A 20,810-nucleotide genomic window follows, 5' to 3' on the forward strand; every position below is an offset into this window, starting at 1 on the left:
CCGCCACGAACCTGAGGATTCTTCTATGGACGCCAAACTTCTGCGCTCGGTAATGGGCCAGTTCGCCACCGGGGTGACCGTGGTGACCTTTGTCGCCGACGGCCAACCGGCCGGCATGACCGCCAATGCCTTCATGTCGGTCTCACTGGAACCCCCGCTAATCCTGATTTCAATCCGCAATGCCTCGAGCTTCAACCAGTTTGTTGGTGAGGGTGTGCGTTTTGGGGTCAATTTTCTTGCCGAAAGTCAGCGTTGGCTGAGCGGTCATTTCGGTGGGCGGCCGGAGGAGGGGGCTGTGCTGCCTTTCACCTACCACGAGGACACGCCATTGCTGGACGGCAGTCTCGTGCACCTCGTCGCACGTACGGTCGACGTACACCCGGCCGGGGACCATTTGCTCTACATCGGCGAGATCGAACATGTGCGCATCGGCGCACAACGCAAGCCGCTGCTTTTTTATAGTGGCCGCTACCACCAGATGCACGCCCGCGCGCCAAGCGCCGAGTGGAGCGGTTGCGTCGACGTCTGGTGACGTCCGTCCGTAGCAATAGATAGGCGCCTGAAACAGCCCAATGGGGTATTCCGCGAGGAGTGCCCAGGGGGCAGCTCATGCCGATTAAATGTAAACCGAGTGATTTGCCATGACCGCTAACATCCGAGAATTGCCTGTGCAAACAGACAACGACATCGATAAGCAGGAAACTCTTGAGTGGCTCGACGCGCTGGAAAGCATCGCCCTCAATGTAGGTTCCGAACGTGTGGATTTCCTTCTGCAACGTCTCGATGAACATGCCAGCCACTTGGGTGTGCGGCGCTCCGCTCACCCCTATTCGCAGTATCAAAACAGCATCTCTCTGGAAAAGCAGCCAGCCTATCCGGGCGATCTGGCGATGGAAGAACGCATCACCTCGATCATCCGCTGGAACGCTCTGGCCATGGTGGCTCGGGCCAACAAGGCTTATGGCGAGTTAGGCGGTCACATCGCCAGCTACGCATCGGCCGCGGAGATTTTCGAAGTCGGTTTCAACCATTTTTTTCGCGCCGACAATGCCGAATCAAAGGGAGACTTGGTCTACTTTCAGCCGCACTCGGCGCCTGGAGTTTATGCGCGCGCATTTCTCGAAGGGCACCTTGATGAGGCGCAACTGGCGCGATATCGCCAGGAAGTGGATGGAGGCGGTTTATGCTCTTACCCACATCCTTGGCTGATGCCGGACTTTTGGCAATTTCCGACCGGGTCAATGGGCATCGGCCCAATCAGCTCGATCTATCAGGCGCGCTTTCTGCGCTACCTGGAACATCGCGGTATCGCTGACACCTCGAAGCGTCATGTCTGGGGTGTATTCGGCGATGGTGAGATGGACGAGCCGGAATCCATTGCTGCGCTCTCCCTCGCGGCGCGAGAGAACCTCGACAACCTGACGTTTATCGTCAACTGCAACCTGCAACGTCTGGACGGGCCAGTGCGCGGCAACGGTCAGATTATCCAAGAGCTTGAGTCGCTGTTCAGTGGCGCCGGCTGGAACGTGATCAAGGTGGTCTGGGGCTCGGATTGGGATGCGTTGTTCGCGCGTGATCGCAACAACGTTTTGTTACGCCGCTTCGCCCACACCGTCGATGGCCAGTATCAAACTCTGGGTGCCAATGACGGCGCTTACAACCTGGAGCATTTCTTCGATCTCGATCCAGAGTTGCAGGCGTTGGTGTCGCACATGACGCCGCAAGAAATCGACGGACTGCGCCGTGGTGGTCACGATTTCCGCAAGCTTTACGCCGCGTTTGCGGCAGCCAAACAGCATAACGGTCAGCCCACGGTGATCCTCGCCAAGACGAAAAAAGGCTATGGCATGGGGCTGGCTGGCGAATCGCGTAACACTTCGCACATGCAGAAAAAGCTCGACGTCGAGGCGCTCAAGGCGTTCCGTGACCGCTTTGCGCTTCCGATGGACGACGAAGCGCTGGAGGAAATGCGCTTCTACAAACCCGCTGAAGACAGTGCGGAAATGCGCTACCTGCATGCCCGGCGCTCTGAGCTGGGTGGCTATATGCCGCGTCGCAAGACCCAGGCTGACGCTCTGTCGGTGCCGGCGCTGTCCAGTTATGCGCAGTTCGCGCTGACACCCGACGACCGCGAAACGTCGACGACGACAGCGGTCGTCCGGTTGTTCACCAACCTGCTCAAAGACAAGCAACTGGGCCCGCGCATCGTGCCCATCGTCGCTGATGAGGCTCGCACCTTTGGCATGGCGAACTTGTTTCGTCAGATTGGAATCTACTCGCCGGTTGGGCAGCTCTACGAACCGGAAGATGCCGGGGCGATGCTCTACTACAAAGAGTCCAAGGACGGTCAGCTGTTGGAAGAGGGCATTACCGAAGCCGGTGCTATCTCATCCTGGGTGGCGGCGGCCACGTCCTACAGCGTGAACGGCATCACCATGTTGCCGTTTTACATCTACTACTCGATGTTTGGCTTTCAGCGCATCGGCGACCTGATCTGGGCTGCCGCCGATCAGCGTGCCCGCGGTTTCCTGATCGGCGCTACGGCCGGCCGCACCACGTTGTCCGGTGAAGGATTGCAGCACCAAGACGGCACCAGCCAGCTGATTGCTTCCACTGTTCCGAACTGCCGCGCCTACGACCCGGCGTTCGCCAGTGAGGTCGCGGTCATCATCGATCACGGAAGCCGGCGCATGCTCGAAGAGCAGCATGACGAGTTCTACTACCTGACGGTAACCAACGAGAACTACGCCCAGGCGCCACTGACCGAAGTTGAGTACGACGCAGTGATCAAAGGCATGCGCCGTTTCGGTGGTCGGGGCGACGAGGGCGTTGCACCCGCAGTGCGACTGCTCGGCTCGGGTTCGATACTGCGCGAGGTGATCGCTGCTGCCGAGCTCCTCGCCGAGGATTGGGGTGTAACCAGCGAAATCTGGAGCGTGACCAGTTTCTCCGAGCTGGCGCGTGAAGCCCGTGAAGTAGAGCGCAGCGCGCTGTTTGGTGGCGAACTTCAGTCACAGAGCTATGTACAGCAATGCCTGTCCGGCGACATGCCGGTCGTGGCCGCCACCGATTATGTGCGCGGCTATGCGCAACTGATCGCCCCATACATCCATGCGCCCTACATCGTCCTGGGCACCGATGGCTTCGGCCGCAGTGACACCCGCCCTGCACTGCGCCGTTTCTTCGAGATGGATCGTCAGCACATCGCGGTCGCCGCATTAGCTGCCATTGATCCACAAAAAGCTGCGCAAGCCCGTGAGCGCTACGGCATTGACGTCGCCCTCGACGCCCCGTGGAACCGCTGAATCCGAGAACAAGGAGACTGATTATGCAACAACTCATGGTTCCCGATATTGGCGACTTTCAGGACCTGCCAGTGATCGAGGTGCTGATCAAGCCCGGCGACAAGATCTCGGTCGAGCAGGCGCTGATCACCCTTGAATCCGATAAAGCGGTGATGGATGTACCAAGCACGATTGATTGCACGATTCGTGAGGTGTTGATCAAACCCGGCGATATCGTTTCCAAGGGCAGTGTAATTGCTCATGTCGATTTCGCCGATACTGCTGCGGTCCAACCGGCCATAGCGGCAGTACCGGCGCTCGCACAGATGCCCGCTCCGGTGCCGACGCCAGCTACACCGACGGAAGAGGTCGTACCAAACACCGACAAGCCGCGCATTGTGTCGAAGGCCCTGGCTGGTCCTGCTGCGCGCAAGCTGGCCCGTGAACTGGGTGTTGATCTGGATGAAGTAAAGGCCAGCGATCCCAGCGGTCGAATTCAGCGTGACGACGTTAAGGCTTTCGTCAAAGCCCAGCGAGCCAATCCCACACCGATAGCTGGCACGGGCTCTGGCCTTAATGTGCTGCCGTGGCCGGATATCGACTTCGCGAAATTTGGTCCGATTGAGCGCCGTTCGGTGTCGCGTCTTAAACGCCTCTCGGCGGCCAACCTGCATCGCAATTGGGTGAGCATTCCGCACGTCACCAATCACAGTCAAACCGATATCAGTGATCTTGAAACGCTGCGCGTCCAGCTAAATCAGGAGGCGAAGGAAGGGCAGGCCAAGATCACCTTGCTGGCGTTTCTGATCAAGGCGTGTGTGGCGGCGTTGCAGCGGTTCCCGCAGTTCAACGTCAGCCTTGAAGGCGAGGAAGTCGTGCACAAGCAGTACTTCCACATTGGTTTCGCCGCTGACACGCCCAATGGCCTGGTAGTCCCGGTGATTCGCGATGCGGATCGCAAAGGTATCGCTGCGCTTGCCGTGGAAATGGCTGAACTGTCGCAATTGGCCCGAAATGGCAAACTTTCTGGAGAACAAATGCGCGGCGGTTGCTTCACGATTTCGTCATTGGGCGGCATTGGCGGTGGCCATTTCACCCCGATCATCAACGCACCCGAAGTAGCGATACTCGGCGTCGGCAAGGCTTTTATGCAGCCCTCGTGGGACGGTTCGGCGTTCCAGCCGCGGCTGCAATTGCCATTGTCACTGTCGTGGGATCACCGCGCGGTCGACGGCGCTGAAGCCGGACGTTTCTTAGCCTACCTGGCAACCCTGCTGGCGGACTTCCGCCGTGTCTCGATCTGACTCATAACAACAAAAAAAGGCGAACGAACATGACTGCTCTGCAATCAACAAGCCTCGATACCGGCACCCAACGCATCGCGCCCTTCAAGATGGCTCACCTGGTCTACCGCTGCGCCAATCGACAATCCATGGTCGATTGGTATCGCAAACTGTTCCAGGCCGACCTGGTGTTCGAGGACGACATGCTGACCTTTATCACCTACGACGATGAGCACCACCGCCTGGCCTTTTTCAACATGCCGGAGTTACCGGAAAAAACCGACAACATGGTCGGTGTTCACCATATCGCTTACAGCTATCGGACCATTGGGGAATTGCTCGGTACGTACGAGCGGCTCAAGGGCATAAATATGTTGCCGGTCTGGGCGATCAACCACGGACCGACCACTTCGCTTTATTACCGGGATCCTGAGGGCAACGACATCGAGTTGCAGGTCGACAATTTCGTCGATGCCGCTGATGCCGCCGCCTTCTTTCATTCCAAGACATTTGCCAACAACCCAATAGGCACCGAATTCAATGCTGATGAACTGGTCGCGATGTGGCGCGCAGGCGCTAGCGACGAACAGCTTTGCACATTAGGCGCCGCGGCTACAGGCGTAAACCTTGGTCCTCAATACAGGTAAACAGCATGAAACTTTGTACGTTCCAGATTCAGGATGGGGCCCCTGCTGTCGGGTTGGTTGTGGGTGAGAGGGTCATTCGCATCACTGACCATCTCAGTGCTGCACCGTGCAGCATGATTGACTTGATTACCGCGTGGGCCGATTGGCGCGAGCCCCTGCAACAACTGGCTGCAAGCGGCGCGACCGGCGTTGCGCTGGATCAGATCACCCTGCTGGCACCCGTGCCGCGACCGGGCAAGATCCTCGGTATAGGCCTCAACTACGCCGACCATGTCGAGGAGTCGGGCATGGACATGCCGGCTGACCAATTGTGGTTCGCCAAGATGACCACTGCGGCCAACGGTCCGTTCGCCCCTGTCGATTTGCCGAAAGTGTCCGAGACCCTCGATTACGAAGCCGAAATGGTCTTCATCGTCGGCAAGCGCTGTCGCCACCTGACACCGGAGACCGCGAAAGAGGCGATCTTCGGCTATTGCGTCGGTAATGACGTCAGCGTGCGGGATTGGCAGCTGCGTACATCGCAATTTACTTTGGGCAAGTCGTTCGATACTCACGCGCCATTCGGCCCGTGGATTGTCACCGCTGATGACGTCGACGATCCGCACCAGATAGATATTAAATGCTTCGTCAATGATGAGAAGCGGCAGGACTCGAACACCAATCAGCTGATTTTCGACTGCTTTCAGCAAATCGAGCACCTCTCCAAGGTCATGACCCTGGAGCCTGGCGACGTAATTTTCACCGGTACTCCAGGTGGCATCGGCGGTGGGTTTAAGCCTGCGCGCTGGCTTCGCAAGGGCGATCGGATCCGCGTCGAAATCGACGGGCTCGGCGCAATCGAAAACGTGGTGCGCGCTGAAGTCTGAGGTGTGCGGGGCATGGGCCGCGGGCATACGCCTGGCGGCCCTTCGATTTTCCAGCTAGGGAAACACGTATGAATGAGCAAGCGATCGTTAACACCATTAAGGAGTTGGAAAATTTGCGCTGCCGGGCGCTGGTGGAAGGCGAACTCGGCGCGTTGGGCGAGCTGGTCGATGACCAGTTGGTGCACATCCACGCCACCGGCCAGGTCGACGACAAGCACGGCTATCTGCGGATGGTCGAGACTGCCATCCGATTCCTACGTGTCGAACGGCAAGACCTTCAGGTGTGCGTTCACGCCGACGTGGCGGTCGCCACCGGGCGCCTGTTGCAGAGCATTGAATTTCGCGGCACTGGCGAGCTTCGCGAGATGGATGTGATCACCACTCAGATCTGGTTGCGTCGTGATAACACCTGGCGCCAGATCAGTTTCCAGGCCACCAACCTCTAACGCCAACGAAGCGCCAACCCACCTGCAGAGGTGGGTTTCTGAAAATAAAAACAAGAGACAGAAGATGAAGAACATCAAGGTGAAAACGCTTGGTGCGGTTTTGGCCGCCTTCGCAACACTCAACACACATGCCGCCGAACCCCCTGATACGGGTGAAGGCACGCTATTTCGTAGTTTGTTTGGATACACCCTGGAAAAGGATTACGGGATTCAGGTCTCTGGCCTTTTTGACGTCGCTTACTCTCGCAATAATCGCTCGACACACGATGAGCGCCAAGACGGCTTGAGCAATCTCCCAGTGGTTGGTTTTGCGGACGAGGGCCTGGAATGGGGTAGCTTGCATCTGTTCGTCGACAAGCCACTGAAGGGCACCATGGTGCCACGTATCACTCCGTTGCCAGGTCCTGCGCCGAGCGAAGCCTCCTTCGGCTTTACGTTTGAAATGCTCTACGGGCGCAACGCTCAATTCGGCCGCACTCAAGGATGGGACATGCACTGGGACGTCAATTCACCGGGGGATAACGACCTGGCCAAGGCCCAGCGCGACAAGCAGAAGTTCCTTGCCATCCCCAACATCGCCGCCACCGCCTACCTGCCTTACGGCCCCGGTATCACTGCCATGGCCGGGGTATTCGGCCCGGCCATGGGCTATGAGATACCGCCCAACATCCGTGCTGCGCGCAATCAATTTGCCAGCAAGACCTACGCCTTCGTTAGCGAGCCGGGCACCGTCAGCGGCGTGCTGCTGGGGACACGGTTGTACAACGGTGAATCGTCGATCCTTGGCGCCGAATTGGGCGTTGTCCAGGGTTGGAACAACCTGAGCGATAACAACCACCAGAAGTCGATGATGGGGGCCTTGCGTTGGCGTACTGCGGACATGCAGACCTGGGTGGACTATGAGTTCATCGTCGGCGATGAACAGAACGACAGCTTCAGCGATGTGCAGGCTCCAACGTCGCGCTTGGTGTCGCCAGATGGTCAGTTCAAGCAACAACACTCGCTCAACGGCTGGCATCGTTTCGACTCAAACTGGTCGATGGGCGCCGAGCTGGTTTATGGCCGTCAGGACGGTGACGGCAAGGCTACAACCGTCGACATCATCAACGGCCCTGGTTTCGATGGAGCCCATTGGTGGGGTGCCAATGCGGTGCTCACCTACCAGCAACGCCCGGACCTCTCCTACTCGGTGCGAGCCGAACATTTTGCCGATCCCGACGGATTCATCCTGCTGCCGGTATCTACCGCTCGCGGCAACTTCAACGCGGTTACCGCCGGCCTACGTTACGACCTGAACAAGTACATCTCGCTGCGCCCTGAAGTGCGTTACGACATGTTCGATGGCAATGCCGACGATCACCCGTTCGGTGCCGGTCGCGACCGCACGCAGCTGACCGGGCTGGTTGAAGCGCTGGTTTATTTCTAAACCCTTGGCGGCCGGGCGCTCGTACGGCCGCCGCCCTCTTACTCCATCCGAGTAACAACCATGAATAACAATAAACACGCACAAATACTGAAAAAGTAAACGCAATGTTCATTTTCCTGTTAAGGGGTTGATCCGAATTGCCGCATGGCAGCTGGACTTGAAGTTCAGAGGCCGTCAGCTCCTGGCCCAGAGTGTGTAAAAACGCGGGTATCGCTTTGAAGTCTGCGTTGCTACATAAAATCTGCCAGCGTTTGATTAATCAGAATCAAAAGCCCGCTAAATGCGGGCAAGCTATTCGCAGGCAAGCCTGCTCCCACGGTTAGATTGCATTTTTCCGACGGTTGCCAGGCACGCCCTGCCGATTTTTTATTGCGCCCGAATCAGGCGGAAAAGAAGAATCGCGTCAGGTGAAAGAAGATCGGCGCCGCGAAGCACACCGAGTCCATCCTATCGAGCATTCCGCCGTGACCTTTGATCATGGTTCCCCAGTCCTTGGCGCTCAAGCTGCGCTTGATGGCCGACATCACCAGACCGCCCAGAAAACCCATCACCACGATAACGAACGACATCAGCAGTGACTGCCAAAAGCTAAAGGGGGTCATCCAGAACATGCACCCGCCAATCAGCGTTGCAGCCAGCCCGCCACCCACCAGCCCCTCCACCGTTTTTGACGGACTCACCATCGGCGCTACCTTGTGCTTGCCGAAGATCTTCCCAAATACGTACTGCAATACATCACTCAACTGAACGACAAACATCAGGTAGAACAGCAGAAGCGCGTTTTGTCCCTTGAATCCTTCCAGATCCAGCAGCAAAAGCGCTGGCGCATGGCTGATGCAATAGATGCAAATCATCACGCCCCACTGGATCTTTGACGTTCTTTCCAGGAAGCCTTCAGTGTCCTGACTCAGCACTGCAATCGCCGGTAACAGTAGGAATGCATACACCGGAATCAGGAGGGTGAACATCGAATACCAGTGAGTTCCGATCAGAATATATTGCAGCGGGATCAGGATGAAAAACGCCACAAACAGTGCGTTATAGTCACCCCGCCTTGTAGGTGTCAGGGTAATGAACTCCCTAAGCGCGAACAGTGAAATAAAACTGAACAGAACGACTGTTGCGTTACCGCCAAGTTGGTAGGAAATGAAGAAGATGATAACCATCCCCCACCACGCATTAACTCTCTGATTCAGGTTTTCGATTGTCGAAACAGCAGCTTCTTTTTTGGCCAACTTAGCCAGTATTCGACCGGTGATTGAAGCCACTGCCAGCAAGCCTGCCAGTGCGCAAAAGAACCATAAAAACTTCGTTTCAACACTCATTTCGACAACCTCACTATTGCTTCACGCGTCCGCTCGAGAAACACCTGCTTTTCCTCGCCAACAATCCTTTCAAGTGGGTTGCCAATCCGGATCGTGCAGATAATTGGCAGGGGGACGTGTTTGCCTTTTGGCATAGAGCGATAAAGGTTTTCCAGGTAGATGGGCACCAGATCCACATCGGGGAAGGCTTCGCCCAGTCGGTACAGACCCGATTTGAATTCCCCAGGCAGTGCTTGGCATGATCGAGTGCCTTCCGGGAAGAAAATGATCGAATGGCCGGCCCGCACAACATCAAAGATGGGTTCCAGAACGTTTTTACCGGAAGCAGGCGTACGCTCAATAAGAACGGCATTGAGCCCTTTCTGAGAGATGTACGACAAAAATCTGTTCTTTCCCCAGTAATCAGCAGCGGCTACCGGCTTCACATTCACCCGTGCATCAGGCGGCAGGGCCGCAATAATGGCCAAGGTGTCCATATGACTGGTGTGATTGGCGAAATAGATTCGCTGGCGCGTGAGATCGGGTGGACTCTCCCACCTGGCGGTGACTCCAATAACGAGTCGCAGAACAGAAATCAGCGCACTACTGATCCACATGGATGGCATCCTTTAACTGCCTGGATATCGCCAGCGTCCGCGTGCCACACGTGGCGACTGATCCAATGGCAATGATAATTAGCGAAATCAACAGCACGTAGTGAGTGCCATAAGCGCTGGCCTCGATGGCATTCACCACAAGTCCTGCGGTCATTACTGCCATCCGATGCTGTTTGGCCATAGGGCCCATGAAGTGCTGCTTGAGGCCAATAGAACCGCCAAACACTCGGACATAAGCCGTAAGCGCAGCGGCCAAGGCAGCAAACCACCCAAGGTCCGAGTACCCGATGGCATACCCAAGCCCAATGATCAGCAGGCTGTCTGCAACCCGGTCAGGGAACTCGTTGTAGAGACTGCCGATGTCGGATTTCTTTCCGCCTTCTATAGCAACCATTCCATCGAAGAGATTGCACAGCAGGCGCAACTGAATGCCGACAGCACAGCAAATTGATCCAATGACACCGTTATCAATATTGAGCGCCACAGCGCCAGCAAGCGCAAAGGCTATGCTTGCGACGGATATCTGATTGGGGGAAATATCTCTTTTCACCAAGATTTCAGTGATGTGTTTCGCCCAGCCCGCAGAGCGCGTCTTGATGGGTCGTCTGTTGTCATCCATTAGCCAATATCCATTTAAATAATGAGTTGCTACCTGCATCCAAAGCACAGTCGTTGCATTGTGGCCTCAGGCCGTCATGTAAAAGTAGTGGGCCTTTTGCGCCGGACAATGGGTCTGCGGTTAGGTATCCAGTGTGCAGCAGCGCGCACAATAAAGCCCCTAGCGTTTTGAGGGTTACCACGAATTACCAACTGCCATAAGGGATGCCGAATTTTTCGACGTAAAGCTTCGAGTCTTTGGTTTTTCGGAAGTAATGCCCGTTTGATTTGCCGAGGTCTGATCCCAAGGATTGACGCAAAAAATGTTTACAACCGAATGATCTCGGCACAGCGCAAAGCATCAACCGAAAGTGCATCGTGATATTGATCAGTTTAATAGCGTCACTTTGTATCTGTGATAAAAGTCATGGCTGCGGTCAGAAAATACAGGGCCAGAACATACTGTTAAAGTCCATTTAGGCTATTTAATAATCTCTAGTTTCCTATTTGCATGAGGGACATTTCCTACAGACTTTTGCAAGCATAGATGTGTGAAGTTGGAGGTAAGAAGTTGGCCACGATCCTCTCAGACGTTTCCGTACTAACGCTGTGGCCTTTTCCTACATATTTAAAGACTGTCGCCAATTTAAAATCGCCCCCTTGTCCGAGGTAACTGATTATGGTGTGCGATAAAAGGAGTGTGCCTAGCACGCCTACAGGGAGTTGTTTTAGCGCATCTGCATTAGTAGGTATTCATGCACCGATGCGCGTTCCGTGTTGTGCAGACGAGGCGTACCTCGGATGACGTACTCACGCGAGTTGTCTGCTCGTTATCTCGATCTCGCGAAAGTGCCTGTCTCCAAGGAGCGGTTCGCGGGAGACGATATTCGCTTTTCCAATGAATACGAGGCGCTGGAAAGCGAGTTGGGCAAGGCCCACTCACTGCATGAGAACAGCCAGATCGACTGGCAAAAGGTCCTCGAGGACAGCGAGTTGATCTTGCGTGATCACTCCAAAGACCTGCGTGTAGCGGTTTGGCTGGCGTGGGCCCTGTACCAAAAAGATTCGTTTGCAGGCTTGTTGGCAGGGTTCGGTGTGCTTCATCACCTTTGCAAAGAGCACTGGGAGCTCCTGCACCCGCTCAAACCGCGTACTCGCGTAGCGGCCTTCAATTGGTTGCTGCCGCGCCTTGAGCAGGTATTGGCAGAGAGCGTGCCGATCAAAGAGCAGTTATCCCTGTTCAGGCGTCTGGTTGAACACCTTGAGGGCCTGGATGCGGTGCTGACGCTGCACTTGGGCGATGACGCCCCGTTGTTGTTGCCTATCCAACGACGGCTGGCAGCCATGGTGCAGCGCGCAGCGAACAACCAGCCTGAGCCAGGGGCGATGGGCGCGGTGCTCGCTCAGGTTAAGCAGGCGGCCGCTCAACTCTTCACCCCGGGTTCGCCCATCGACAATGAAAAAGACGCGCAAAAAGCCCTGCGCGTGCAGCAGGAAAATGCGCAGCCTTTGTGCTCCTGGTGGCTACGCCAGAAAGCCACCGACCTGCGTGCCTTGCGCCTTAATCGGACCCTGTTGTGGCTGACGATTGAGGCGCTCCCCGAGCGTAACGCCGAACACATCACCGTCTTGCGCGGGCTGCCGGCGGACAGGCTGAAAAACTATCAAGAGCGCCTGGATCAAGGGCAGTACGCCGATTTGCTGGTGGATCTGGAGGCCAGCCTTGCCGTTTCGCCGTTCTGGTTCGACGGTCAACGGATGGTGTGGGAGTGCCAGCAGCGGCTCAATGCCGAGTTGGCCATGCGTGAGGTTGAAGTGCAGCTCTCACTGCTGCTGCAGCGTCTGCCGGGAATAGTCGACCTGCGCTTTCACGACGGTGTGCCGTTTGCGGATGACGCTACGCGGAGCTGGATCAGCGCCCATGTGTTGGTGCATCTGCAAGCAGTCAATGCGCCCAGCACGGTGCAAAGCGATAGCGGTCAAGCCGTCTGGGAAGACGCATTGCAAGAGGTTTTGCCCGTTTTGCGCCGGGATGGCCTCAAGGCTGCTGTGCAGATTCTCAAGCAGGGCTTGCAGAGCGCCCAAGGTGGAAGGGTGCGGTTTTTCTGGCAATTGAGCCTCGCCCGGCTGTGTTACCAGGCCAAGAAGTACGAACTGGCTAAGACCCAGTTAGAGACCCTCGATCAGCAATTACGGGACGCAGGCCTTGATGCCTGGGAGCCCGACCTTGCGCTGCAAGTGCTGCACCTCCTGCACAGCTGCTGCGAACTGTTGCCGCAAAACCACGCGGTGCGTGAGCGCAAGGAAGATGTTTACCACCGGTTGTGCCACCTCGATCTTGAAGTAGTACTCCCCTAGGCCCTCGGGTCATAACCGCAAGGAGAAACGCCATGGCCAAAGAAGGCTCGGTAGCCCCTAAAGAACGCATCAACGTCACCTTCAAACCCGCGCTAGGCAATGCTCAGGAAGAAATCGAGCTGCCGCTGAAGCTGCTGGTATTGGGTGATTTCACCCAGCAAGCGGATGAACGCAACGTTGAGGATCGCAAGCCGATCAGCATAGACAAAGACAACTTTGACGATGTGCTGGCCAACCAAAAACTGCGCCTGACGCTGAGCGTACCCAATCGTCTTCAGGAGGAGGGCGGCCCCGATGAGCTGGCGATCAACCTCGAGGTCGACTCGATGAAAGATTTCGGCCCGGCCAACCTGATCGAGCAGATTCCAGAGTTGAAAAAGCTGATGGAGCTGCGGAATGCGCTTACGGCCCTCAAAGGTCCGCTGGGAAATGCGCCAGCTTTCCGAAAGGCTATCGAAGGTGTACTCGCCGACGATGAAGCGCGAGCCCGTGTTCTGGGTGAACTGAACATGAATGCCGCCGCATCGCCGGACGCTTGAGACCTCATCAGCAAAGGAAGCCACCTCTATGAGCACTAAAGCTGCACAGCAAAAAAGTACTGAAACACTCGAAGGCGGCATTCTCGACCGCATCATTGCCGAGACTCGACTCACCCCCACAGACGATGCCTACTTAATCGCCAAGCGCGGTGTATCGGCCTTCATCGAAGAGCTGCTCAAGCCGCAGAACAATGGCGAGCCTGTAAAGAAAGCCATGGTTGACCGCATGATCGCCGAGATCGATGCCAAGCTCAGCTGCCAGATGGACGAGATCCTGCACCACGCTGAATTCCAGGCGCTGGAAGCTTCATGGCGTGGTCTGCAGCTGTTGGTTGAACGCACCAACTTCCGTGAAAATATCAAGATCCAGGTGCTTAACGTTTCCAAGCAAGACCTGCTGGACGACTTTGAAGACTCGCCGGAAGTCATGCAGTCCGGTCTTTACAAGCATGTTTACACCGCTGAATACGGTCAGTTCGGTGGCGAGCCCGTTGGCGCAATCATCGCCAATTACTTCTTCTCGCCGAGTTCGCCCGACGTCAAAACCATGCAGTACGTTTCCAGCATTGCGTGCATGGCCCACGCGCCGTTTATTGCGGCGGCGGGTCCGAAGTTTTTCGGCCTGGAAAGTTTTACCGGCTTGCCTGACTTGAAAGACCTGAAAGATCACTTCGGCGGTCCGCAATTCGCCAAATGGCAAAGTTTCCGTCAACAGGAAGACGCGCGTTATGTCGGCCTGACGGTGCCGCGTTTCCTGCTGCGCAATCCGTACGACCCTGAAGAAAATCCGGTGAAGACCTTTGTCTACAAAGAAAATGTCGCCACCAGTCACGAGCATTACCTGTGGGGCAACACGGCCTACACGTTTGCGACCAAGTTGACTGACAGCTTCGCCAAGTTCCGCTGGTGCCCGAACATTATCGGCCCACAGAGCGGAGGGGCGGTTGAAGATTTGCCGCTGCATCACTTCCACAGCATGGGCGAGATCGAAACCAAGATTCCAACGGAAGTATTGGTCTCTGACCGTCGCGAATACGAGTTGGCGGAAGAGGGCTTTATTTCCCTGACCATGCGCAAGGGCAGCGACAACGCTGCGTTCTTCTCGGCCAGTTCGGTGCAGAAGCCAAAATTCTTCGGCAACAGCGAAGAAGACAAAACTGCTGAGCTGAATTACAAACTGGGCACCCAGCTGCCTTACATGTTCATCATCAATCGTCTGGCGCACTACCTCAAAGTGCTGCAACGCGAACAACTGGGCTCTTGGAAGGAACGTACCGACCTTGAGCAAGAGTTGAACAAATGGATTCGCCAGTACGTCGCTGACCAGGAAAACCCTAGCTCTGAAGTTCGTGGCCGCCGCCCGCTGCGTGCCGCAAAAATCGTCGTGAGCGACGTTGAAGGCGAGCCTGGCTGGTATCGCGTCAGCTTGAACGTGCGCCCGCACTTCAAATACATGGGGGCGGATTTCACCTTGTCGCTGGTTGGCAAGCTGGACAAAGAGTAAGCGGAGCGACGTCATGACGGTATACGGCAGCCTTTTCGAGCGCCTTGGCGGCAAAACCCTCGCGCGAGAAAAATTAAGTCGCGAAGACTGCGCCATGGACTCGGTGGCTGCCCATTTGGCAAAAATGCTCAGTACCCGTGCGGGCAGCGTGCAGACGCTGCCCGACTACGGGCTGCCGGACCTGAACAATATGAGCTTGAGCCTGCATGAATCCTTGACCCAGGCCGGCACGGCCATAGAGGACTTCGTGAACGCGTATGAGCCGCGCCTGGCCGATGTGAAAGTCCATTCTCTCCCGAACGAGAACGACCCCTTAAGACTGGCATTCACCATCGAGGGTTTACTTGAAGTGAATGGCATCAAGCGCCGGGTGAGTTTTTCAGCGCGCCTCAGCGGCAACGGACAGGTCACGGTCAAGTAGCAAATCTTCTCTTTCTTATCAGCGCAAGCGCGTGTTCCACGTGGAACATTTTTTATCTGAAGCGGCACTGTCGCACCCGCAAAACTCAACCACGCAGTGTGCGTGCAGGAAGGTTATCGCCCGTGTCGTTTAATCAGTACTACCAAAGCGAACTGAACGCACTGCGTCAATTGGGCGGTGCTTTCGCTGAGCGTAACCCTGCGTTGGCGCCCTTTCTTGGGCAGAGCGGACGTGATCCCGATGTGGAGCGTCTGCTTGAAGGGTTTGCGTTTCTCACCGGACGTCTACGACAGAAGCTCGATGATGAGCTGCCCGAGCTGACCCAATCGTTGATGTATCTGTTGTGGCCGAACTACATGCGGCCGTTGCCAGCGTTCAGCATTTTGCAGTTCGACCCGTTGAAGCAGCCCGGTCCGGCGCTGTTGGCTGAACGCAATATGCATGTTGAAAGCCAGCCGCTTGACGGCGTGGCGTGTGGTTTCAGCACCTGCTACGCCACCGAGGTAATGGCCCTGGAATTGGGGGCTTTGAACTATTCGGAAAATGGCGATGGCGCCCTGCTGACGCTGCGGCTGGACATGACCTGTGACGGGCATCTTGGCGAGCTTGAGCTAAGCCGTCTGCGTCTGCATTTTGCGGGCGACCGCTACATCAGCCAAACGCTTCATCTCAGCCTGCTGCGCCACCTCGACAGTATCGAAGTGATTCCGCTGGACGCTAAACATGAGCAAGTGGAAGGCGTGGATCAACCCAACACGTTTTCATTCCTATTGCCGAGCGAAAACGTCCAGTCCGTCGGGTTTGCCGAAGATGAGGCATTGATTCCTTACCCGCTGAACACCTTCCGTGGCTATCGCTATTTGCAGGAGTACTTCGCGTTCCAGGACAAGTTTCTATTCGTTGACCTGTCCGGGCTGGATGTTCTCGGAGGTTTGCCGGAAGCCACACTCAAGCAAGCGCGGAGTGTCTTGCTGCGTTTCACCATCAATAAAAACGGCATGCAGCGCCAGCGCCCGACGTTGAATAACGTGAAGCTGTATTGCACACCCATCGCTAACCTGTTCAAGCACCATGCGTCGCCGATCAGGCTTGATGGCAGGCAGGACGAGTACCTGTTGCTACCCGATGAAAAAAATCGGGGGAACCACGGTGTGTTTTCCGTCGATAGCGTGAGCGCCAGCCAAAAAGGCGAAGCTGCTGCGCAGGACTTCGTGCCCTTCGAATCCTTTGAACACGACCCCAGTTTCGACGTGCGACAGGCCCGTCCGCATTACAGCGTTCGGCAGCGTCAATCATTGCAGCACGAGGGATTGGACACGTTCCTGCGCTTTGGTCTTCACGACCCTGACGGTACTGACGCGGTGTCCATCGAGCTGACCTGCACCAATCAGAATTTGCCGCGTCGGCTTAAAGCCGGGGATATCTGCGTGGCGGCTCCTGGCGCGGGTGAGTCCCTGACTTTTCGCAATATTCTCAGCCCGACGTCGAGTTATGCACCGCCACTGGATAGCGACTTTTTGTGGAAGTTGATCAGCAACATGTCGCTGAACTACGTGTCCCTCGTCAACGTCAACGCGCTCAAGGTGATTCTCGAAACCTACGACCTGCCGCGCTATTACGACCAACAGGCTCGTAATGCCAGCAAAATCCGTCTTAACGCCCTGAAGTCCATCAGCCATCAAGCCGTTGACCGCCTACACCGCGGCTTGCCGCTGCGCGGTTTGCGCACGGAACTGATCATCGATCCTCAGGGCTACGTCGGCGAAGGCGATCTGTTTCTCTTCGCATCGGTGCTCAACGAGTTCTTCGCGCTCTACGCCAGCCTCAATTCGTATCACGAACTACACGTGAAAAGCACACAGGGGGAGGTGTACCAATGGACACCACGAATGGGCCTGCAGCCCCTGCTTTAAGCGGGTTGAGCAAGGCCATACGCGAGTATTCGATCTTCCAGGCGGTGCCGCAGATCATGGAGCGGCTGCGTCAATCCAACGCCCCGATGAATGACGAGCAGCTGTATGACCTGCTGGAATTTCAGGCCAGCCCAAGCTTCGGCTTTCCTGGCAGCGACATCGACCGCGTGCAGTTCTTCGAAGAGCACGGGGTGATGCGGGCGCGCCTGCGTCTTAACCTGGTTAGCCTGATGGGGTCGGGTTCGCCGCTGCCTGCCTTTTATGGCGAGCAGGCCTTGGGCGACAGCGAAGAGGGCAATTCAACTCGCGATTTCCTCGACCTTTTTCACCATCGCTTGCAACGTCTGCTGCTGCCGATCTGGCGCAAATATCGCTATTACGCGCGCTTCGAAAGCAAGGCGCAGGACCCGTTTTCGGCACAGCTGTTCGCCTTGATCGGGCTGGGTGGTGAGGCCATTCGCGAGGCCGAGGAGCTGAACTGGAATCGGTTATTGCCTTACTTGGGCCTGCTCAGCCTGCGTGCTCATTCGGCGGCGCTGATTGAGTCCGTGCTGCGTTACTACTTCAAGCACGCCGAACTGGTCATTGAACAGTGCGTCGAGCGCACCGTGCGGATTCGTGAAGAGCAACGCAATCGTCTTGGAACCGCCAATAACCGGCTGGGCGAGGACCTTGTGCTGGGCGAGCACGTGCGCGATTGCAGCGGCAAGTTTCGCGTTCACATCCGCGAACTCGACTGGCAGAGCTTTCACGATTTTCTCCCCATTGGCACCGGTTACCAGCCGTTATGCGCGCTGGTGCGGTTCACCCTGCGCGACCCGCTTGATTACGACATTCGACTGGTGCTGCGTCATGAAGAAATTCGTGAGCTGCGCCTCGACCCGCAGAACGACTGCCGTCTTGGCTGGACCAGTTGGCTAGGACGCGAACGCGCCGACGGCATCGTCACCCTCGGCAGCAAAATTCATTAAGGACGCCTGATTATGATCAACGTAGACCTGCAACAACTTATCCAGGCGCTGGACGCCGAAACCCGTCGTGACCTGGAAGGTTCTGCCGAGCGCTGTGTAGCCCGTGGCGGCAGCAAAATTCTGGTCGAAGACCTGCTGCTGGCGCTGCTTGAACGGCCGCAAGGGTTGTTGGCGCGGGCACTGTTGGATGCACAGGTCGATGCTGGTGAGCTGGCCGCTGCATTGCAACCGCGAGTCGAGCACAGCGCCTCGCGTAATCCGGTGTTTGCACCCGAGCTGGTCCAGTGGCTGCAGGACGCTTTACTGGTTGCCAATCTGGAACTGGGCCAGAGCCAGGTGGAACAGGCGGCGTTGATTCTGGCGCTGCTGCGCAACCCGATGCGTTATGCCGGCAGTCGTTATCAGGCACTGCTGGCTACGTTGGACAGTGATCGCCTGCGGGACTTTGCGTTGTCTGAAAAAGCCGAGCCGGACGCCGCCGGTAAACCCGCCGCAACAGGTGAGTCGATGCTCGCACGCTTCACTCACAACCTGACTCAACAAGCCCGCGACGGCAAGCTCGATCCGGTGTTGTGCCGCGATGGGGCTATCCGGCAGATGATCGACATCCTGGCCCGTCGGCGGAAAAACAATCCCATTGTGGTGGGTGAGGCGGGGGTCGGCAAAACCGCCATCGTTGAAGGGCTGGCCTTGCGCATTGCGCGGGGCGAAGTGCCGCAGGCGCTCAAGGGGGTTGAGTTGCTGTCGCTGGACATGGGCTTGCTGCAAGCCGGCGCCAGCGTCAAAGGTGAGTTCGAACGGCGCTTGAAAGGCGTGATCGACGAAGTCAAAGCATCGCCAAACCCCATCACCCTGTTTATCGATGAGGCCCACACCTTGATCGGCGCGGGAGGCCAGGCGGGAGGCTCGGACGCCGCCAACCTGCTCAAACCAGCGCTGGCTCGGGGTGAGTTACGCACCATTGCTGCGACCACCTGGGCCGAATACAAAAAGTATTTCGAAAAAGACCCGGCCTTGGCGCGGCGTTTTCAGCCGGTGCAATTGCATGAGCCGACGGTCAGTGAGGCGATCACCATTCTGCGTGGTCTGGCGCCGATTTATGAAAAGAGCCACGGCATTTACCTGCGTGACGATGCCGTCGTGGCGTCGGCCGAATTGTCGGCGCGGTATCTCTCTGGCCGACTGCTGCCGGACAAGGCCGTGGATGTGCTCGACACCGCGTGTGCCAGGGTGCGCATCAGTCTTGCTGCCGCGCCAGAATGTCTGGAGCGGGTGCGTAGCGAGTTGGCTGAAGGAGGGCGCCAACGTCTGGCGTTGCGTCGGGATGCCGAGGCTGGACTGCTGATCGATCAAGACGCACTGCGCGTGTTGGAAGAACGCCTTGAAGGGGCTGAGTGTGAACAACAAACACTGGAAAAAAGTTGGGGCGAACAACGACAGCTCGCTGAACGCCTGCTTGAACTGCGTCAGCAATTGGCCCAGGCGCGTTCCGTTGAAAGCGATGATGCTGGCGCAACCACTGAGGATGCAGCCTCCGGTCTGTTGGCCCTCGAAGCCGAGTTGCAGGCAACCCACCGCACGCTGATTGAGGCGCAAGCGGTGGCGCGTCTGGTGAGTTTTGAAGTGTGCCCGCGCCAGGTTGCCGAAGTGATCAGCGCCTGGACGGGCGTGCCTTTGGCGCAATTGGCGCGCGAGCACAATGCCAGGGTTGCCAGCTTTGCCACCGATTTGCGCGCGCGGATTCGGGGGCAGGAGCAGGCGGTGCATGCTCTGGATCGATCGATGCGCGCCACCGCTGCAGGGCTGAACAAACCGGACGCGCCGGTCGGGGTCTTTCTGCTGGTCGGCCCTAGTGGCGTGGGCAAAACCGAAACCGCGCTGGTGCTGGCGGACCTGCTGTACGGCGGCGAGCGTTTTCTCACTACCATCAACATGTCTGAGTTTCAGGAAAAGCACACCGTTTCCCGATTGATTGGTGCGCCGCCTGGGTATGTTGGTTATGGCGAAGGCGGCATGCTCACCGAGGCCGTTCGGCAGAAGCCTTACTCGGTGGTGCTGCTCGACGAGGTCGAAAAAGCCGATCCCGACGTGTTGAACCTGTTCTACCAAATCTTCGACAAAGGCATCGCCAATGACGGCGAAGGGCGTGAAATCGACTTCCGCAACACGCTGATCCTGATGACCTCGAACCTGGCCAGCGAGCGTATCAATGCGCTCTGCAGCAACGGCAATCGCCCCACTGCCGAAGCGCTGGAAGACGCCATCCGCCCGGTGCTCAGCCAGCACTTCAAACCGGCGCTGCTGGCGCGGATGCGCGTGGTGCCTTACTACCCGGTCAGTGGCCCGGTATTGCGCGAGCTGATCGAGATCAAGCTGCAACGTCTGGCCGAACGCCTGACGCGACGCCGACTGGAGTTCAGCCACTGCCAAGCGCTGGTCGATCACCTGGCAGAGCGCTGTACCCAGAGCGACAGTGGGGCGCGTCTGATCGATTACTTGCTCGATTCCCATGTGCTGCCATTGATTGCCGACCGGCTGCTCGACGCCATGGCCACAGGGGAAACACTCAAGCGGGTGCACGCTACCCTCGATGCTCACGGCGCTGTCGTGTGCGAGTTCGCGTGAGGTGGGCGT

Annotated in this window: 17 protein-coding genes; 14 read left to right on the forward strand and 3 right to left on the reverse strand. The window is 57.1% G+C overall.

What is annotated here, in order from left to right:
• Positions 1-25 precede the first annotated feature (25 nt).
• The 7 genes from AC1ME2_RS13735 to AC1ME2_RS13765 all read left to right on the forward strand — a co-directional run bounded on the left by AC1ME2_RS13735 (position 26) and on the right by AC1ME2_RS13765 (position 7,952).
• Entirely contained in the window at positions 26-532 is a 507-nt protein-coding gene (locus AC1ME2_RS13735; protein WP_480441885.1) for a flavin reductase family protein, read from the forward strand.
• Between the two features lie 109 nt (positions 533-641).
• Positions 642-3,305 carry an alpha-ketoglutarate dehydrogenase gene (gene mdeB, locus AC1ME2_RS13740; RefSeq protein WP_480441887.1) on the forward strand — a complete coding sequence of 888 codons (2,664 nt, stop codon included), beginning with the start codon at positions 642-644 and terminating at the stop codon, positions 3,303-3,305.
• A 23-nt stretch (positions 3,306-3,328) separates the two neighbouring features.
• The gene (locus AC1ME2_RS13745) at positions 3,329-4,588 is read left to right on the forward strand and encodes a 2-oxo acid dehydrogenase subunit E2 (protein WP_480441888.1); all 1,260 of its coding nucleotides are present in this window, start codon (positions 3,329-3,331) and stop codon (positions 4,586-4,588) included.
• Positions 4,589-4,617: 29 nt separating this feature from the next.
• On the forward strand, positions 4,618-5,214 hold the full coding sequence (locus tag AC1ME2_RS13750) for a VOC family protein (protein WP_480441889.1): 597 nt from the start codon (positions 4,618-4,620) through the stop codon (positions 5,212-5,214).
• A 5-nt stretch (positions 5,215-5,219) separates the two neighbouring features.
• Positions 5,220-6,080: a fumarylacetoacetate hydrolase family protein gene (locus AC1ME2_RS13755; RefSeq protein ID WP_480441890.1), complete on the forward strand. Its 861-nt coding sequence runs from the start codon at positions 5,220-5,222 to the stop codon at positions 6,078-6,080.
• 68 nt (positions 6,081-6,148) lie between these two features.
• Entirely contained in the window at positions 6,149-6,526 is a 378-nt protein-coding gene (locus AC1ME2_RS13760; protein ID WP_480441891.1) for a nuclear transport factor 2 family protein, read from the forward strand.
• 64 nt (positions 6,527-6,590) lie between these two features.
• Positions 6,591-7,952, forward strand: coding sequence for an outer membrane beta-barrel protein (locus tag AC1ME2_RS13765; protein WP_480441892.1), 1,362 nt, complete (start codon positions 6,591-6,593; stop codon positions 7,950-7,952).
• Positions 7,953-8,332: 380 nt separating this feature from the next.
• Here the strand turns inward: AC1ME2_RS13765 and AC1ME2_RS13770 are convergent, their stop codons facing one another.
• Genes AC1ME2_RS13770 through AC1ME2_RS13780 form a run of 3 tightly spaced genes read right to left on the reverse strand, consistent with a single transcriptional unit; the run spans position 8,333 to position 10,492 of the window.
• Positions 8,333-9,277, reverse strand: a complete 945-nt coding sequence (locus AC1ME2_RS13770) for a phosphatidate cytidylyltransferase (RefSeq protein WP_480441893.1) — start codon at positions 9,275-9,277, stop codon at positions 8,333-8,335.
• The gene (locus AC1ME2_RS13775; RefSeq protein WP_480441895.1) at positions 9,274-9,873 is read right to left on the reverse strand and encodes a lysophospholipid acyltransferase family protein; all 600 of its coding nucleotides are present in this window, start codon (positions 9,871-9,873) and stop codon (positions 9,274-9,276) included. Before AC1ME2_RS13775 ends, AC1ME2_RS13770 begins: the two co-directional genes overlap by 4 nt.
• The gene (locus AC1ME2_RS13780) at positions 9,860-10,492 is read right to left on the reverse strand and encodes a CDP-alcohol phosphatidyltransferase family protein (RefSeq protein ID WP_480441896.1); all 633 of its coding nucleotides are present in this window, start codon (positions 10,490-10,492) and stop codon (positions 9,860-9,862) included. The genes AC1ME2_RS13775 and AC1ME2_RS13780 overlap by 14 nt, the downstream gene beginning before the upstream one ends.
• A 779-nt stretch (positions 10,493-11,271) precedes the next feature.
• On the opposite strand from AC1ME2_RS13780, the gene tssA reads away from it, so the two are divergent.
• The 7 genes from tssA to tssH all read left to right on the forward strand — a co-directional run bounded on the left by tssA (position 11,272) and on the right by tssH (position 20,801).
• Positions 11,272-12,828: a type VI secretion system protein TssA gene (gene tssA, locus AC1ME2_RS13785; RefSeq protein WP_480441898.1), complete on the forward strand. Its 1,557-nt coding sequence runs from the start codon at positions 11,272-11,274 to the stop codon at positions 12,826-12,828.
• Between the two features lie 32 nt (positions 12,829-12,860).
• The gene (gene tssB, locus AC1ME2_RS13790) at positions 12,861-13,367 is read left to right on the forward strand and encodes a type VI secretion system contractile sheath small subunit (RefSeq protein WP_480441899.1); all 507 of its coding nucleotides are present in this window, start codon (positions 12,861-12,863) and stop codon (positions 13,365-13,367) included.
• Between the two features lie 28 nt (positions 13,368-13,395).
• Complete coding sequence (gene tssC / locus AC1ME2_RS13795) at positions 13,396-14,871, forward strand: type VI secretion system contractile sheath large subunit (protein ID WP_480441901.1); 1,476 nt, start codon at positions 13,396-13,398, stop codon at positions 14,869-14,871.
• Between the two features lie 13 nt (positions 14,872-14,884).
• A complete protein-coding gene (gene tssE, locus AC1ME2_RS13800; RefSeq protein ID WP_480441902.1) occupies positions 14,885-15,292 on the forward strand; it encodes a type VI secretion system baseplate subunit TssE in 408 nt (135 codons plus the stop codon).
• A 122-nt stretch (positions 15,293-15,414) separates the two neighbouring features.
• Positions 15,415-17,205 (forward strand): type VI secretion system baseplate subunit TssF, encoded by a 1,791-nt coding sequence (tssF, locus tag AC1ME2_RS13805; RefSeq protein WP_480441904.1) that lies wholly within the window; start codon positions 15,415-15,417, stop codon positions 17,203-17,205.
• The gene (gene tssG / locus AC1ME2_RS13810) at positions 17,169-18,176 is read left to right on the forward strand and encodes a type VI secretion system baseplate subunit TssG (protein WP_480441906.1); all 1,008 of its coding nucleotides are present in this window, start codon (positions 17,169-17,171) and stop codon (positions 18,174-18,176) included. The genes tssF and tssG overlap by 37 nt, the downstream gene beginning before the upstream one ends.
• Positions 18,177-18,182: 6 nt before the next feature.
• Positions 18,183-20,801, forward strand: coding sequence for a type VI secretion system ATPase TssH (tssH, locus tag AC1ME2_RS13815; RefSeq protein ID WP_480442135.1), 2,619 nt, complete (start codon positions 18,183-18,185; stop codon positions 20,799-20,801).
• Positions 20,802-20,810 lie beyond the last annotated feature (9 nt).

The organism is Pseudomonas sp. ASL9, assembly GCF_056680335.1.

Excerpts from the sequence above, each read along its gene's own strand:
- mdeB (WP_480441887.1), top strand. The coding sequence starts at position 642 with ATGACCGCTAACATCCGAGAATTGCCTGTGCAAACAGACAACGACATC.
- AC1ME2_RS13775 (WP_480441895.1), bottom strand. The coding sequence starts at position 9,873 with ATGTGGATCAGTAGTGCGCTGATTTCTGTTCTGCGACTCGTTATTGGA.
- AC1ME2_RS13735 (WP_480441885.1), top strand. The coding sequence starts at position 26 with ATGGACGCCAAACTTCTGCGCTCGGTAATGGGCCAGTTCGCCACCGGG.
- tssC (WP_480441901.1), top strand. The coding sequence starts at position 13,396 with ATGAGCACTAAAGCTGCACAGCAAAAAAGTACTGAAACACTCGAAGGC.
- tssE (WP_480441902.1), top strand. The coding sequence starts at position 14,885 with ATGACGGTATACGGCAGCCTTTTCGAGCGCCTTGGCGGCAAAACCCTC.
- AC1ME2_RS13745 (WP_480441888.1), top strand. The coding sequence starts at position 3,329 with ATGCAACAACTCATGGTTCCCGATATTGGCGACTTTCAGGACCTGCCA.
- AC1ME2_RS13760 (WP_480441891.1), top strand. The coding sequence starts at position 6,149 with ATGAATGAGCAAGCGATCGTTAACACCATTAAGGAGTTGGAAAATTTG.
- AC1ME2_RS13780 (WP_480441896.1), bottom strand. The coding sequence starts at position 10,492 with ATGGATGACAACAGACGACCCATCAAGACGCGCTCTGCGGGCTGGGCG.
- AC1ME2_RS13750 (WP_480441889.1), top strand. The coding sequence starts at position 4,618 with ATGACTGCTCTGCAATCAACAAGCCTCGATACCGGCACCCAACGCATC.
- AC1ME2_RS13770 (WP_480441893.1), bottom strand. The coding sequence starts at position 9,277 with ATGAGTGTTGAAACGAAGTTTTTATGGTTCTTTTGCGCACTGGCAGGC.
- AC1ME2_RS13755 (WP_480441890.1), top strand. The coding sequence starts at position 5,220 with ATGAAACTTTGTACGTTCCAGATTCAGGATGGGGCCCCTGCTGTCGGG.
- tssA (WP_480441898.1), top strand. The coding sequence starts at position 11,272 with ATGACGTACTCACGCGAGTTGTCTGCTCGTTATCTCGATCTCGCGAAA.
- tssB (WP_480441899.1), top strand. The coding sequence starts at position 12,861 with ATGGCCAAAGAAGGCTCGGTAGCCCCTAAAGAACGCATCAACGTCACC.
- AC1ME2_RS13765 (WP_480441892.1), top strand. The coding sequence starts at position 6,591 with ATGAAGAACATCAAGGTGAAAACGCTTGGTGCGGTTTTGGCCGCCTTC.
- tssG (WP_480441906.1), top strand. The coding sequence starts at position 17,169 with ATGGACACCACGAATGGGCCTGCAGCCCCTGCTTTAAGCGGGTTGAGC.